Origin of the sequence: Sphingobium sp. YBL2, from assembly GCF_000943805.1 — a bacterium.
Classification (GTDB): Bacteria; Pseudomonadota; Alphaproteobacteria; order Sphingomonadales; family Sphingomonadaceae; genus Sphingobium; species Sphingobium fuliginis.
Genome location: NZ_CP010954.1, coordinates 1614309 through 1628843 on the forward strand (window position 1 = coordinate 1614309; position 14535 = coordinate 1628843).

The 14535-nt window shown below is 64.0% G+C and carries 13 protein-coding genes; 4 read left to right on the forward strand and 9 right to left on the reverse strand.

Going from position 1 to position 14535, the window contains the following annotated elements; all coding sequences use genetic code 11:
- Positions 1 to 21: 21 nt before the first annotated feature.
- The 4 genes from TZ53_RS07495 to TZ53_RS07510 form a co-directional block, all read right to left on the reverse strand.
- A complete protein-coding gene (locus TZ53_RS07495) occupies positions 22 to 1056 on the reverse strand; it encodes an alpha/beta hydrolase (protein ID WP_044660912.1) in 1035 nt (344 codons plus the stop codon).
- A gap of 198 nt (positions 1057 to 1254) precedes the next feature.
- The gene (locus tag TZ53_RS07500) at positions 1255 to 2364 is read right to left on the reverse strand and encodes an alpha/beta hydrolase (RefSeq protein ID WP_197565243.1); all 1110 of its coding nucleotides are present in this window, start codon (positions 2362 to 2364) and stop codon (positions 1255 to 1257) included.
- A gap of 49 nt (positions 2365 to 2413) precedes the next feature.
- Entirely contained in the window at positions 2414 to 3226 is an 813-nt protein-coding gene (locus tag TZ53_RS07505; protein WP_238320144.1) for an enoyl-CoA hydratase-related protein, read from the reverse strand.
- Between the two features lie 47 nt (positions 3227 to 3273).
- Entirely contained in the window at positions 3274 to 5067 is a 1794-nt protein-coding gene (locus tag TZ53_RS07510; RefSeq protein WP_044660915.1) for an acyl-CoA dehydrogenase, read from the reverse strand.
- 333 nt (positions 5068 to 5400) lie between these two features.
- Here TZ53_RS07510 and TZ53_RS07515 point away from each other — a divergent pair, with 333 nt between their 5' ends.
- Positions 5401 to 6207 (forward strand): SDR family NAD(P)-dependent oxidoreductase, encoded by an 807-nt coding sequence (locus tag TZ53_RS07515; protein WP_052628166.1) that lies wholly within the window; start codon positions 5401 to 5403, stop codon positions 6205 to 6207.
- Positions 6208 to 6257: 50 nt separating this feature from the next.
- Here the strand turns inward: TZ53_RS07515 and TZ53_RS27350 are convergent, their stop codons facing one another.
- Both TZ53_RS27350 and TZ53_RS27355 read right to left on the reverse strand, forming a co-directional pair.
- Positions 6258 to 6440: a helix-turn-helix domain-containing protein gene (locus tag TZ53_RS27350; RefSeq protein ID WP_076605763.1), complete on the reverse strand. Its 183-nt coding sequence runs from the start codon at positions 6438 to 6440 to the stop codon at positions 6258 to 6260.
- A 147-nt stretch (positions 6441 to 6587) separates the two neighbouring features.
- Entirely contained in the window at positions 6588 to 6851 is a 264-nt protein-coding gene (locus TZ53_RS27355; protein WP_197565261.1) for a class II aldolase/adducin family protein, read from the reverse strand.
- A gap of 331 nt (positions 6852 to 7182) precedes the next feature.
- Between TZ53_RS27355 and TZ53_RS07525 the strand changes: the two genes are divergently transcribed.
- The gene (locus tag TZ53_RS07525; RefSeq protein ID WP_044660917.1) at positions 7183 to 8232 is read left to right on the forward strand and encodes an NADP(H)-dependent aldo-keto reductase; all 1050 of its coding nucleotides are present in this window, start codon (positions 7183 to 7185) and stop codon (positions 8230 to 8232) included.
- A gap of 122 nt (positions 8233 to 8354) precedes the next feature.
- Here the strand turns inward: TZ53_RS07525 and TZ53_RS07530 are convergent, their stop codons facing one another.
- Positions 8355 to 9248 (reverse strand): LysR family transcriptional regulator, encoded by an 894-nt coding sequence (locus tag TZ53_RS07530; RefSeq protein WP_044660918.1) that lies wholly within the window; start codon positions 9246 to 9248, stop codon positions 8355 to 8357.
- A 76-nt stretch (positions 9249 to 9324) separates the two neighbouring features.
- Here TZ53_RS07530 and TZ53_RS07535 point away from each other — a divergent pair, with 76 nt between their 5' ends.
- Positions 9325 to 9924, forward strand: a complete 600-nt coding sequence (locus TZ53_RS07535) for a pyridoxamine 5'-phosphate oxidase family protein (RefSeq protein ID WP_044660919.1) — start codon at positions 9325 to 9327, stop codon at positions 9922 to 9924.
- A 5-nt stretch (positions 9925 to 9929) separates the two neighbouring features.
- Positions 9930 to 10340 carry a VOC family protein gene (locus TZ53_RS07540; RefSeq protein ID WP_025550669.1) on the forward strand — a complete coding sequence of 137 codons (411 nt, stop codon included), beginning with the start codon at positions 9930 to 9932 and terminating at the stop codon, positions 10338 to 10340.
- A 77-nt stretch (positions 10341 to 10417) separates the two neighbouring features.
- On the opposite strand, the gene TZ53_RS07545 is transcribed toward TZ53_RS07540, so the two are convergent.
- Positions 10418 to 13384, reverse strand: coding sequence for a TonB-dependent receptor domain-containing protein (locus TZ53_RS07545; RefSeq protein WP_044660920.1), 2967 nt, complete (start codon positions 13382 to 13384; stop codon positions 10418 to 10420).
- 114 nt (positions 13385 to 13498) lie between these two features.
- The gene (locus TZ53_RS07550; protein ID WP_044660921.1) at positions 13499 to 14455 is read right to left on the reverse strand and encodes a cupin domain-containing protein; all 957 of its coding nucleotides are present in this window, start codon (positions 14453 to 14455) and stop codon (positions 13499 to 13501) included.
- Positions 14456 to 14535 lie beyond the last annotated feature (80 nt).

The window sequence follows — 14535 nt, forward strand, 5'->3', positions numbered from 1 at the left end:
CGGCGGAAGGCAGAGCCATCCCTATTTGCCCGTACGGGCGAGATAGGCGATGTCGTTGGCGGTGTTTGCGCTGATGTCGGGCGCGCATCGCGGCAAAATCTCGACCGCGTGCACTGTCCCGATCAGCGAGCGGCACCGCGCGGGCACTCCGGCTGCCAGCAGCTTGCGGTAGAATACGACGCCTTCGTCATGCAGCGGGTCGCACTCGTTCACGCTGATGACCGTCTGCGGAAGCCCTTTAAGATCGTCTTCCGACGCGAAGATGGGCCATGCCAGCGGATCCTTGCGCTCGAACGCCTCGATACCATAGGCCAGCGTCAGGCGATTGTTGCCGATGCTGATGAAGATGCCTTCATTATTGTGGGATGACGGATGGTCCGGATGCGGCCACTGCCCTGCGATGAACGGGCACAGCGAATAGACGCCGTTGATAAGGCCGATGTCGCCGTCACGATTAAGCTTCAGCGCGGTCGCCAGCGCCAGATTGCCGCCGCCGCTCTCGCCGGCAAGCGTGATCCGGTCAGGATCGATCTGCAATTCCTCCGCATGCGCGTGGACCCATTTCAGACCTGAAACACAGTCGTTAAGGCCGGCGGGAAAGGGCGCGATTTCAGGCGCGGAAGACGGTAGCAGGCTGTTGCGGAAATCGACCATGGCGACCGCTACGCCCTGCGCTGCGATGATGCTGCCCCATCCCCGATAATTGGGGTCGAAGGCGGACAAGGTCGCCATCCCGCCGCCATGCATATAGTAGACGCAGGGCAGGACGCCCGCGCCTTCGGGGCGGATATACTGGATCTTGATCTCATTCCCATCGGGCTGCGAAATGAAGGTCTTGGTTTCATAGATGATGCCGGAGGACGGCGCAGACGCTTCGCACACGGCTTCCGCAAAAAATTGCGCGTCGGCCGCTACGGCTGCTTGCGCTTCGGGCGTGTGCATGAATTCGATCAGCTCTTCGCGCGTAAGCAGATCGGAAGCGGCCGGCGCGCCATATTCGCCGAAAACAGCCTTGATCCTTGGATCGATCCGATGGTCATTCAAGAGCTTTGTCATTCTGTGCCTCTCCGATTTTTATGCATTTCGCCCGCCGTGCGCACCGCTCCATCCATGTGCAGAAGGATAGGAACCGATGGAGTCATTTTGGGACCGGACCGTTTTTCAGCGCGAAATGGTGGCCCGATCATGCCATCGGTACGCGGCGGGGCAATGACCAGCCCTCGCAACCCTCCGGTCGCGATTTGCGGCACAGCGTCATGACGGCCCTGCGAAAGCTAGCAGGATTTCAGCAAAGCGCTCCGGTTGCTCCTGCTGCACCCAGTGCCCCGCCCTCTCGATGAAATGGAGGGCAACCGGCTGCGTCGCCACCCCGTCTCGCATCGATTCCAACAGTCCCGGAGACTGATAGGGCCCCCAGTCGGCCTTGCCGGCAATGAATGCCACTGGCATGGCAAGACGCCGACTGTAGAAAGGTGCCAAATCCCGGCCTGTCATCCCCTCGGCCAGTGCGCTGCGATACCAATTGAGCGCGGGCTGGAACCCGGTCCGGTCGAATTCGGCGGCGGCGACCGCCAGGTCGGCATCGCTCAGCCATGTGCACGCCGCCACTTGCCCCGCATCGGGAATAATGGCGGCGGCAACCTCCGCCATGCCGCACTGCGCCGGCATGCAGTAATAATGCGGCAATCTGGCGATTTCCTCGCCGGTCCAGCCCTTGAGCGGACCAGGTCTGTTGCCGTCCCAATCGGCGCTTTTCTGATAATAATAGCCGCGCAGAAACTGGTGCATGCCCTGCGGCGCATGCCACATGTCCGCATTCGCCTCCGGACCGCAATAATAGGCTTGGTAATGTTTGCGCGGCGGCGACAGGCGCGCCAGCTCTTCATGGATCGGATGGTCGAGGAAAGGCGCTGTGGGCAACGCACCTGCGGGCGGAGCGCCGCCGAAGGGCGATGCGGATAGCACCAGCCGGCGAACCCTGTCGAGTCGCGCGAACGCGCAGAATCCCGCTACAATGGAGCCGGCGTCATGGCCGACCAGCATGTCCAACGACGACATGTCCAGCGCGTCCATCAGGTTGAAGATATCCGCAGCCAGACTGCCAGTGGCATAAGGCTCCAGATCGGTGAGATAGGCATCGGACTGCGGGCTGGTCCGTCCAAATCCCCGTTGGTCCGGCGCGATCACATGATAGCCCGCGTCCGCGAGCAGCGGCATCACCCTGCGCCAGCACCACGCCAGTTCGGGAAAGCCGTGGAGAAGAAGGATGGCGGGTCGCCCCCTCCCCTCATATCCGCCTTCCAGAATGTGCATGTCGAGATCGCCGACACCGCTGACGATGCGGGACCGTATGCCATCGGGCAACAGGGCCGGGGGAAGTGGCCCCGGATGCGCGGCGGAGTGCCCGTCCACCCTAACCGCCGCTGAAGACAGGCGCGCGCTTCTCCGCGAAAGCCCTGACGCCCTCCACATGGTCCGCCGTTTGCGAACAGTCGATATGGCAGCGCACCTCATGGTCCATATAGGCGCCGAACTCGGTGGACAGCGCGCTGTTGAGATGCTCTTTCATATAAGCCAGCGCCTGTGGCGGCGCGGACGCGAGACGCCCAGCGATCAGCGCCGCCTGCGCCTCCAGTTCCTCGGCGTCGCACACCCAGTTGGTCAGCCCCAGATCGAGCGCGCGCTCGCTCGCCACGCGTTCGGGCAGGAACATCAACTCCTTGGCCCGCGCCATCCCGACCAGCCGGGCCAGCAGATATCCGATGCCGAAATCGCCCGAAAGCGCCACGTTCGCGAACGCCGTCAGCAGAAATGCCGGACGCGCCATGATCCGCAGGTCGCATGCCAGCGCCAGCGCAAGGCCCGCGCCCGCGGCGGGGCCGTGGATGACAGCCAGGCTCGGCTTGCCCATCGCGACTAGCCTGCCCGATGTCGCCCGCTGGATGACGCGTTGATACTCAATCCGGTCGTCCAGCGAGGACGGCGTGATCGGATTGTCCCCCATCGCCTTCACGTCGCCGCCCGCGCAGAAGGCGCGGCCGTTCCCCTGGAGGACGACACACCGCACCTCGCGGCTGCTTTGGGCAAATGCGAGTTCCCGGTCGATCGCCTCCAGCATCGGATCGCTCATCGCATTGCGCGCCTCCGGCCGGTTGAGCGTCAGCGTCAAAACGCCCTCGTCCAGCGCCGATAGCAGATCCGGCGTTCCTGTATTCCGGTGTCCCAAGCCATCCTCCTTTTGATTATCGCGCATGTCTGCCGAGTCTTGGATCGTCAAGCGACCCTCAACTGCCCGGGAGTCGTCGCAAGGCAGGTATCGTCCAGCGCCTTCACCAGCCCCAGGTCAATCTGCGCGCGCGGCAACTGGTAGCGGAAGAAATAGTCGCAGGCGGCGCGCTTGGCTTCGTAAAAGGCCCTGTTGGCAACGCCGCCTTCTTGCCTGCGGACAGCGACCATCGCCTGCCACAGCCACAGCCAGCCGATCACCACCGTCCCCGTCGCGTCGAGGTATAGAGTCGCATTGGCGAGGCTGCGCTCCAGATCGGGTTCGGCCAGTGCGGCGCTGGTGGCCTCCGTGACCCAGCCGATCGCTTCGGCCAGCCGGGCCGCATGGCCCGACAGTGCGGGAATGGCCGCCGCTTCCGTGATCGTCGCATTGATCCGCTCGATCAAGAGGTCGAGACCACGCCCTTCTGCCAGCCGGACTTTCCGTCCCAGAAGATCGATGCCCTGAATGCCGTAAGTGCCTTCATAGATATGGTTCAGGCGATTGTCGCGATACAGGCGCTCGATGGGATGATCGCTGGTATATCCCGCCCCGCCCAATATCTGCATCGCCCATTTGTTGGCCTCAAGGCAATGTTCGGACGGCCATGACTTGACGATCGGCGTCAGCACCTCCAGCAGCAGGGCAAGGTCGGCCTGATCCTCCTTCTTCGCGCTCTTCTGCTCGTCGATCAGCAGCGCGCAATAGGTGCAGAGCGCAAGCGCACCTTCGACCGCCGCCTTCTGCGCCAGCAGCATCCGCCGGATGTCGACATGCTCGATCAGCGGAATCTGGGGCAATGCTGGATTTTTCTGACCGAGGCGGCGGCCCTGAAGCCGGTCGGTCGCATAGTGGAGCGAATAGAGATACCCCACCAGACCGGACATGGTCGCGACATGCCCCACGCCGATCCGCGCTTCATTCATCATGTGGAACATGGCGTGCAGCCCCTGATGGGGCTTGCCGACCAGATAGCCGACCGAAGGACCATCCTCGCCAAAGTTGAGCTGGCAATTGGTCGTTCCGCGCTGTCCCATCTTGTGCGCCAGACCGACCAGCGTGACATTATTGTCCTCCCCCGGTTCACCCGCTTCATTCAGGCGCTTTTGCGGGACAAGGAACAGCGAGATGCCCTTGACTCCGGCGGGCGCGTCGGGAAGCCGCGCGAGCACGAGATGCACGATATTCTCGCTCATGCGGTGGCCGCCGCTCGAAATCCAGATCTTCGTGCCGCGCAGATGATAGGAGCCGTCGCCCGCCGGATCGGCCCGCGTGGTAATGTCGGCGAGCGACGATCCCGCCTGCGGCTCGGACAGGCACATCGTGCCCATCCAGCGCCCCGCGATCATATGCGAGGCGTAGCGGGACTTCTGCTCCTCCGTCCCGAAAGCCAGCAACAGCCGCGCTGCGGCAGCCGTCAGCAGAAAATAGTTGGCGATCGCGACATTGGCCGCGCTGAACATGCCGTTCACCGTCATGCTGACTGTGTGCGATATGCCCAGTCCGCCAGATTCGACCGGAAAGCTCTGCGCCGACAGACCTGCCTCGCTATAGGCGTTCAACGCACGGCCGACATAGGCCGGCATTACCGCCTCGCCATTCTCGAAGGTCGGCGGAACGGCGTCGAGCGGGGCGGCGGTCGGCAGATATTCGGCCTCGGCGATGCGCTGCGCCGTATCCAGAAGCTGGGAAACCAGCTCCCGGTCCTGCCCCTCGAAAGGGCCGGACGCATGCGCCTTTTCCAGATCGAACATGTCGAACAACAGAAAGTCGAGATTGTGACGATCAACGATGGTGCTCACGGTAACTCCTGAGGGCCAAGCGGTGCGCCAACGCGCCCGATTGTGCATTGGGAGCTTTCCGCCGCGGCGGCTAGGACGGTTTGATGCAGCCCAAACATCGCAATCTCGCTCAACCCGCAGCCCCCGCATGCGTGCGGCCAAGACGGCTTAAGCGCAGGAGAGAGTAGCGAATATTTGTCGGTGAGCCCGCCGCCACGTGCGGGCGTGAGCCCATATGTCACCCGCTACATGAGGCGATTGGTCATGGCTCCGGATAGATCGGTAGCATATTGCGACGCATAACATTGGGCGTTCGCCTGATCGGCTCCTCTCCACATGCTAAAGGAAACTGATTTGTCTGGGAATCTTGGCACCGCGATCGTCACCGGTGCTTCTTCGGGTATCGGCAAGCTGTTCGCCGATCGTCTCGCCGCGCGCGGCTACGACGTCGTGCTCGTCGCGCGGCGTGAAGACCGGCTTCGCGCCATCGCGGCCGATCTGGAAAGCCGCTTCTCGGTGCGCGCCGACGTTCTGGTCGCCGACTTGTCCGATCCTGCCGGCGTCGCCGCCGTCTCGGAGCGTATTTCCGGCGATCCGTCGGTGTCGTTCCTGGTGAACAACGCCGGCTACTCCACGATCAAGACGCTGGTCGAAACGCCTGACGACGTGATCGCCAACATGGTCGCGCTCAACGTCACTGCTTTGACCACCCTGTCCAAAGCCGCTCTCGTCCGCTTTACGGAAAAAGGCGCGGGCACGCTCATCAATATCGGCTCCGGAGCGGGTTTCGCGCCCTTCCCCGGCATCGGCATTCCGGTCTACGCCTCCACCAAGGCTTATGTCTATCTCCTGACCAAATATCTCCAGAACGAAGTCGAAGGCACTGGCGTCAATGTGCGGCTGGTCCTGCCCGGCGCGGTGGTTTCCGAAGGATGGGACGTGGCGGGCGGCGCCGATCTGGACCCGCTGCCCGATGCGATCGTCATGTCGACCGAGGATTGCGTCGACGCCGTCATGGCGGGCCTGGAGCAGGGCGAACGCGTCATCGCACCATCACTGGCGGACACATCCCTCCTAGAAGCCTATGACAATGCGAGCGGCACGCTGCTGCAATCGATGTTCAATGCCGAGCCTGCCGCGCGCTACGGCCTACGGAAATAAGTTCCCCCTCCGCTATCGTCCCCGGAAGCGCAGCCGATACTCGCCGGGGGTCAGCCCGACGATGCGCGTAACAGCCTTCGGAACGACGACGTGTCGGCATAGCCCACCTCCCACGCGATCGGGTCGATCGGTAGCACGCTCGACCGCAGCAATTCCTGCGCGCTCGCCACCCGCAGCCGCTGGCAATAGTCGGTGGTGATAAGGCCCGTCGCCTTCAGAAAACGGCGCAACAAGATCCGCTTCTCAAGCCCACCTATAGCGGCCAGGCTCGACAGACGGGCGTCGGTTGCGCCGGTCGCCCGGAGCTAGTGCTGAACCTTCAGCACCGCCCAGTCGCCATGGTCGTGAGGTGAGATGGGCAAAGTGGTCCACACGTAACGTTAGCTTTTCGACGGATTTTCCTTGTTGAGGAGGTACGTCGATGAAGAAGCAGCGGTTTTCGGTGGAGCAGATCGCGGCGGCGCTGAAGCAGGCTGAGCTAGGCTTGCCGGGGCAGCAACGTCTCGGCAGAGGATCGTCCCGTCGGCCAGCCGGGCGGAATAATTGCCGGCGGTCGCGGGCGCCAGGCCGCGGGCATCCAGGCGGCGACCGGCCTTGGCAAGCGCATCCGCTGGATCAGGTAAATCAGACACGGTGGCGGGCATATCCAGATCTGAATAAAAGCGCGGTTCGGCGCGGCGCCGGTCATCCCTGTCGGACGTCCCGGCTGGACAAGGGCGTTCGATGATCCTTCAATGACAAAGAACCATGGCGACCTTAGCGGGCGGAACGGAGGGCCGCAATCGGTCCTTTCGCGGCCCGGAGCGCACGCAGCACGAAACGATCGGCGGCCGCGCGGCCATTCTCCCGTTCCGCCGGGCTCCGGCGACCGTGAAAACAGGCTTGCTCAACGCTTTATGAAATTATCTTGAGTGTCCTGCCGCCTCCAGCGTCTAAGGAGAATGGGCGGAGGCCAGCTTCATATAGGGATACGGAATGGAATATCGCACATTGGGACGCACCGGGATCGAGGTCAGCCTGATCTGCCTCGGCACCATGACATGGGGCTCGCAGAACAGCGAGGCGGAGGCGCATGAGCAGCTCGACCACGCGGTGGGCCACGGCGTCAACTTCATCGACACGGCGGAGGCCTATCCGGTGACGCCCGTATCCCGCGAGACGCAGTTCCTGACCGAAACCTATATCGGCAACTGGATCGCGGGCCGGAAGCGGCGGGACGACGTCATAGTCGCCACCAAGATCGCCGGTCCCACCCGCGACGCCGTGCGGGAATTTCGCGGCGGCAACAACCGGCTCGACCGGCGCAATGTCGAACAGGCGGTGGAGGACAGCCTGCGCCGGCTGCGCACCGACTATATCGATCTTTACCAGGTGCACTGGCCCGACAGGCCGGTGCCGTCCTTCGGCGCTCGCGGCCTCACGCGACTGGACGATACGCCCGACACCGTGCCCATAGAGGAAACGCTGGGCGCGCTGGCCGACCTGGTGCGGGCAGGAAAGATCCGCCATTTCGGCGTCTCCAACGAAACCCCCTGGGGCGTGTCCGAATATCTGCGCCTGTCGCGTGAGAAGGAATGGCCGCGCGTCGCCTCGATCCAGAATGCCTATAATCTGCTCAACCGCACCTTCGAACATGGGTTGTCGGAATATGCGCTGCGGGAACAGGTGTCGCTGCTCGCCTATTCCCCTCTGGCCGGCGGCAATCTGACGGGAAAATATCTGGGCGGCCGCATTCCCGCGGGTTCGCGCAGGGACGTGAGCCGCCAGTTCGTGCGGTACGACCTGCCCGGACAGCCGACCGCCAGCGCGCGCTATGTCGCCGTCGCGCAGGCCCATGGCCTGCCCCCGGCGCAACTGGCGCTGGCCTTCGTCAACAGCCGGCCCTTCGTCACGTCGACGATCATCGGCGCCACATCGCTGGAGCAGCTCAAGATGGACCTCGCCAGCGTCGACGTCCGCCTGGATGCAGATGCGCTGGCCGCCATCGAAGTGATCCATCGCGAACTGCCCGATCCCTGCCCCTGATCGCGGGGATCGGCGGCGATCCTTTTTGAATGCGTGGTGGCGGCGCGCGCGATCACCGTATCGATGCAAAACACCCCAAGCCGGGCGCGGCAGGAGCGATTCCGGTCAGGCGTTTCCCGCCATCAGTCCCACGCCCCCTGCCGCGCCCGCTCGCGCATCGCCTCCAGGAACAGCCGCACAGCGGGCATTGCCGCGCGCCCCGCGTCGTAGAGCAGGCTGACCGGCACGGGCGGCGGCGCGTGGTCCTCCAGCAGCCGGACGAGCCGCCCGGCCGCGACCGCCTCCGCCGCCTGGTAGCTCAGGACATTGGCCACTCCCACCCCTGCCTCGGCCGCCGCGATCGTGCCGTCGATCGTATTGACGGTCAGGCGGGGAGCGACCTCGACCGTGCTTTCCGCCTTCCCGCCGAAACGCCAGGCGGCGCCGATCCTGATGCCGCTGCCGACGATGCAGCGATGGCCGGCCAGATCGGCCGGCGTCGCCGGAACGCCATGCGCAGCCAGATAGGCGGGGCTGGCCACGATGGTCTGCCGCACCGATCCGATGCTCATCACCCGCAGCGCGCTGTCGGCCAGCGGCCCGATCCGCACGGCCACGTCGATCCCTTCCTCGACGATGCGGACATTGCGGTCGATCAGCATCATGCGCGCGCTCAGCCCGTCATGAGCCGCCAGCAGCGCGCCGATGGCAGGCAGCACATGCAGTCGCCCGAACATCACCGGAGCGGTCACGTAAAGCTGGCCGCGCGGCGCCGACCGGCCGCCCATGACGATCTGCTCGGCCTCCCGCAGGTCGGACATGATCCGCCGCGCCCGGTCCAGAAAGGCCGCACCTTCGTCCGTCAGCGACACCGCGCGGGTGGAGCGGTGGAACAGCGTCACGCCCAGATGCCGCTCCAGCGCGGCGACGGCGCGGGTGACGGCGGGCGGGGACATGCCCAGCTTGCGCGCTGCGGCGGCGAAGCCGCGCTGGTCGGCCACCGCGACGAAGGCGGACAGGGCATCGAAGCGATCCATTATTCCCCGAACTGAAACAGTGAAAGCCAATCATCGGCCATTATCATGCAGCGTGCAATGGCTTAGCTTGTCCGGCATGGCACAGGTCTATCTCCACACCATGTTCGGCAACGGCGCACGCGCCATGCAGGAAGCCGCCGGTTCGCGCGCTTCCTATGCGCGCATGGAGGCGAATGCGGGCGCGGCCGACATGCTCACAGACCGGGAGGCGGACTTCATCGCCGCCCGCGACAGCTTCTACATGGCCAGCGTCAGCGAGGATGGCTGGCCTTACGTTCAGCATCGCGGCGGCCCGGCCGGCTTCCTGCGGCGGATCGGGGACAACCGGATCGGCTTTGCCGATTATCGGGGCAACCGCCAATATCTTTCGGCCGCGAACCTCGCCGCCGACGACCGGGTGTCCCTGTTCCTGATGGACTATCCCAACCGCCGCCGCCTGAAGCTGATCGGCCATGCCCATGGCAGCGACGATCCGGCGACCATCGCGGCGCTGATGACGCCCGGCTATGGCGCCGAACCTGAGCGCGCCTTCCTGATCGATGTCGTGGGCTTCGACTGGAACTGTCCGCAACATATCACCCCGCGCTTCACGCGGAAGGAGATCGAGCGCCTCACCGCGCCCCTGGTGGACGAGCTCGACCGGCTTCGCGCACGCATTGCCGAACTGGAAGGATAGAAATCATGAAAGACAAACTCACGCGCGGCGTCCATCATGTCGGGCTGACGGTGCCCGATCTCGACCAGGCGCGGGCCTTCTTCTGCGGCGTGCTCGGCTTCGACGAGGTGGGTGGCGTTCCCGATTATCCCTCCATCTTCCTGTCGGACGGCGCGATCCTCCTCACCCTCTGGCGCGCCGCCGATCCGCTGAGCGCCCGGGCCTTCGACCGGCGGGCCAATATCGGGCTGCACCATCTCTCGCTCGCGGTGGCCGACGATGCAGCGCTGGACACCGCGTGGGAGAAGGTGCGCGCCCATCCGGAGGTGGTGGTCGACGCCCCGCCCGGCCCGATCCGCGCCGGATCGGCCACCCGGCACTTCCTGGTCTTCATTCCCGGGGGCATCCGCCTGGAATTCGCCACGCCCTTTTCCTGAACCGCCATCCTCCGACGTGAAAAGGGCTCCGGAGCATGCATGCTCCGGAGCCCTTTCCGTGCGACCCGGCGAAGGGATTACATGCGGATGCGCAGGCCCACCGAAACCATGCGCCCGATCGGGTTCGACACGAAGCCGTTATAGCCCCATGCGCCGCCCAATATGCCGTTGGTGTTGCCGTTGTAGAAGGGCGGGTTCTTGTCGAAGATGTTCTGGGCGTCGACATAGATCTGCCATCCCCGGGCGAAGCTTTCACCCTGGAATTCATATTGCAGGTGCAGGTCGAACGTATCGTTGGCCTTGACCTTGTCGCCGCCGCCGATCGGGTTGCCGATCGAATTGACGATGATCGGTTCCACCGTCGTGCTGATCCAGTTGCGGTAGGAACCCGTATGGTTCCAGAACAGATCGGCGGACAGTCCATCCTTGGCCCAGCCCAGTTGTGCGCGGTTCTTGAACCGCACCGACGGGAAGGTGGTGTTGTAACCGGAAGTGTTGAGGATGCTGAAGTCCGTGCCGCCGCCGAAATTCTGCCGGAACTTCGTGAAGTAGGTGAAGCCCGTGCCGATCACGAAGCTGCCCAGTTCACCGATCTCCGTGCGATAGTTGAACTGCCCGTCGATCCCCTCCACCGTCAGGTTGAGCGCATTGCGGCTGCTCTGGTCGATCAGGAAATAGACCTGCGGCGGGATCGCGCCCGACACCGTCGCGCCATTGGCGATATTGGCGAACTCGTCGATCTGCGCCTGCGAACAGGTCTGCGGACAGATGGTCAGCAGGTTGCGCAGCCCCGCCGAGTTCACGATGGCGCTGGGGCTGGGGGAGGAAACGCCGCCGATGAACTTGTTGTGGAAATAGGTGAAGGCGGCGGTGAAGCCGGGCAGGAAGCGCGGCGCTAGGTCGATGCCCGCCGACCAGCTGCGGCCCTTTTGCGGGGTCATGTTGGAAAAGCCGCCGCCCAGCTGGCGCCGCATGCCCTGGATCGCCGGCGTGCCGATGGTGCAGGTGGTCGCATTGCACTGCACGCCGGGGATGTTCGCCACATCGGGATAGTTGGCGATGGGCACGGCGATCTGCGTGCCGTTCACGCCGACGCTGCCGGATGCGTAGAGATAGCCCTGCGTCGGATCGCCGATCACCGCGGTCGGCGGCGCCACGAAGGCGCGGGAATAGTTGCCGCGCAGCTTGACGCCCTCCACCGGCTCCCAGTTCGCGGCGAACTTCGGATTGGTGGTCGATCCCACGTCGCTATAGCTGTCGTAGCGGCCGGAGATGCTGAGGTCGAAACTGTGCACCAGCGGAATGCCCATATCCGGTGAAACGACCGGAATATAGAGTTCGGCGTAAAGCGACTTCACGTCGCGCTTGTAGTTATAGACGCGGAAGTTCGAACCGGTCGTGGTCGGGCCGGTATTGTTGGAGCCAGTGATCTTCTGCGTCTGTTCATACCAGAGATATTCGCCGCCGACCGCGATCTTGAGCTTGCCCGCGGGAAGACTGAACAGCGATCCGTTCAGGTCCAGCTTCATCTGGTTGAACGTGTTGTAGTTCGTATTCTCGCTATTGTTGCGATAGAGCGAGCGGATGACCGCTTCGGAAGTCCGGTTGGTGCCGTCGAAGGGCCGCCAGACGTCCAGCGCGTTCGCCGCCGTCAGCGGCAGGTTGAGCGCGATGACGTTCTGGCCCGGAATGTCGGTCGCCGTGGTGCTGCCGCTCAACTGCGCGGTGCCGTTCAGCGCCAGCAGGGCGCAGGCGGAACAGAAGCCGTTGACGGTGTTGAGCGCCGAGCGGTTCCAGCCGAAGGCGTCGCTGAAGGTCAGCGTCCAGTCGTCATTGACATGATATTCCGCGACGGCGGTCGAATAGATCGAATCAGACTGCGATTCCTGTTCGCCATAATCCGCGTCGGGCAGCAGGGCGAGCCATGTGACCGTCTGCTGCGTGGCGCCGGGCGCGCCCGCGGGCGCCTGGTAGAAGGGGTTGATCTGGCCGCCCCGGCCCGATCCGGGACCGAATACGGTGGCGTTGGTCAGGCCGCCGGGTCCGGACGCATTATGCGTTTCCTGGCGGTTATAGTTCATCATCGCGGTGACTGTGAACTTGTCCGAAAAATCGTTCGTGACCTTGATCATCGCATTCGCGCGGAACTGCGAAGGCAGAAGATTGGCGTAGACCGAATTGTTGCAGGGCGCGTTCGCCTGAATATTGGGAACTGTCGTCGTCGCGCCGGGCGAAAGGAAGACGCCGCTGACCCCCGGCGCGATGATCGTCGCGGGGCTGCACTGATAGCTGTTGGTGTTGGTGCCGCCGACCGGACGATAATCGCCCAGACTGGAAAAGCGGCGGTCACTGTTCTTCAGTTCCGACTGGTCGGAATAGGAGCCCGCGACATAGACGCCGCCCGTGTCCCACTTCTTGCCCCAGATGAAGTTGAAGTTGGTATTGTGATAGCTGTCGGCAAAGCCCGCCTGCGCATTCGCCTCGAACCCGTCGAAGGTCCGCCGGGTGATGAAGTTGACCACGCCCGCGACCGCGTCCGACCCGTAGACGGACGACGCGCCGTCGGCCAGCACCTCGACCCGCTGGATCGCGCTGACCGGGATGATGTTGGGGTCGGTCTGGGCGAACTGCGTGCCGCCGCCGGGCAGGCGCAGGCCGTCCAGGATCACCAGCGTGGTGTTGGACGACGATCCCGCAAGGCTGTGGATCTGCGGCGAATAATAGGAATAGGCATTCTCGCCCTGCGCGACCGAACCGGCCGTGGAAATGGACGGCACGGTGTTGACGAGTTGCGACACGTTGACGGGCGCGGTCTTCTCGATCGTATCCTGGCCCACCGAAATCAGGTTGGACCCGACAGGCGCCACGCCCCGGATGGCGGAACCGGTGACGACGATGTCGCTGTCCGTTACCGACTGGCTGTTCTGGGGCGGCGGCGCGATCGTCGCATTGTCCTGGGCCAGCACGGGCTGGCCGGCCACCATCACCGCCGCGATCGCGATCAGCGAACTGTTCAATCGTGCAGGCAGATATTCTCCCAACATGGCTCTCTCCCTCATTATCATATACTATAGGATTTTTATGCGAGTTTATGGCTGTCCGGAGGCTGAAAGTCTCCGGATTCCGGGGTATTTGGCGATGGCCCCGAGGGGCGCGGTTCAGTGCGGCTGGAAGCTGTGCAAGCCGCGGGGATAAGGGTTGATCGCGACGCGCGTGGCCATCTGCCCCGGCTGCCCGCCGAAGCTGGCGCGATGCCACCGGCCCTGGGCTGCGGTCACGACGTCGCCGGGCGACGCGGTGAAGAACGGCACGCCTTCGATCTGGTAATCGACATTGCCTTCCATGATGAACCAGAATTCATCATAGCCGAAGTGGAAATGGCCAAGATCGCTGGTCGGCGGAGTCTTGATGCCCTTTCCGCGAATATTGTTCACGAACAGATGATCGCCGGCAATGAAGGCGCCTGCTCTTTGCCCGCCGGTCACCACATCCTTGTAATAATCGAGATAAGGCCGGTCGGCGGCGCCATAATGCCCGTCGCCGCCCATCAACGCGGCCTTCACATAGGTGAAGCCCGGCACGTCCCTGGGCTTGTCCGGCCTGGTCGCGGCGGGATAGAGCGGCACGTCGCCCGCGCCGTGCACCTCCAGCCACAGCGCCGGCTCGTCGCCCACGCTTTCCAGGGTGAAAGGCAGGCGGAAGGGAATATAGACCTCTCCGCCCTTGACCGCGACGAAGGGTTCCTGCCCCTTGATGCTGACCCGAAGCTGCCCGCCCCAAACGATGAGGGCGGTCGCATTGTCGGCATACATCAGCGGTTCGGTGCGCTGCCCGGCCGCCATCTGGTGCCAGTCCGCCTCCAGATCGCGGTTGCGGACGATGGCGTGCGTCCAGCTTTTCTGGCCCTTGTGCGCGGCAAGGATGTCGGCGAGCTTCCACCAGGGACGATTGGGCGCGTCATAGGCGCGCGGCGGCGTCCGCTTGGGCGACCAGGCATTTTCCATGGGCGGGCGGGCGGGCGGCGCAGACGGTGCCGGCGCAGATGTCTGGGCCGACGCCCCCAGGATGAGCAGGGCGGGCGAACACAGATAGAATGCGGCCTTTATGATTGCCATCAATCCTCCCCTAGAGCAGACTTTTGCGTCTTGCATTTGATCATATAGGATATGATGTTAGAGCATTAGTCAAACAAATT

What these genes read in the sequence shown, in the direction of transcription:
- TZ53_RS07495 (WP_044660912.1), bottom strand. Translation starts at nt 1,056, where the DNA reads ATGACAAAGCTCTTGAATGACCATCGGATCGATCCAAGGATCAAGGCT.
- TZ53_RS27355 (WP_197565261.1), bottom strand. Translation starts at nt 6,851, where the DNA reads ATGCCCGCCACCGTGTCTGATTTACCTGATCCAGCGGATGCGCTTGCC.
- TZ53_RS07525 (WP_044660917.1), top strand. Translation starts at nt 7,183, where the DNA reads ATGGAATATCGCACATTGGGACGCACCGGGATCGAGGTCAGCCTGATC.
- TZ53_RS07530 (WP_044660918.1), bottom strand. Translation starts at nt 9,248, where the DNA reads ATGGATCGCTTCGATGCCCTGTCCGCCTTCGTCGCGGTGGCCGACCAG.
- TZ53_RS07535 (WP_044660919.1), top strand. Translation starts at nt 9,325, where the DNA reads ATGGCACAGGTCTATCTCCACACCATGTTCGGCAACGGCGCACGCGCC.
- TZ53_RS07540 (WP_025550669.1), top strand. Translation starts at nt 9,930, where the DNA reads ATGAAAGACAAACTCACGCGCGGCGTCCATCATGTCGGGCTGACGGTG.
- TZ53_RS07545 (WP_044660920.1), bottom strand. Translation starts at nt 13,384, where the DNA reads ATGTTGGGAGAATATCTGCCTGCACGATTGAACAGTTCGCTGATCGCG.
- TZ53_RS07550 (WP_044660921.1), bottom strand. Translation starts at nt 14,455, where the DNA reads ATGGCAATCATAAAGGCCGCATTCTATCTGTGTTCGCCCGCCCTGCTC.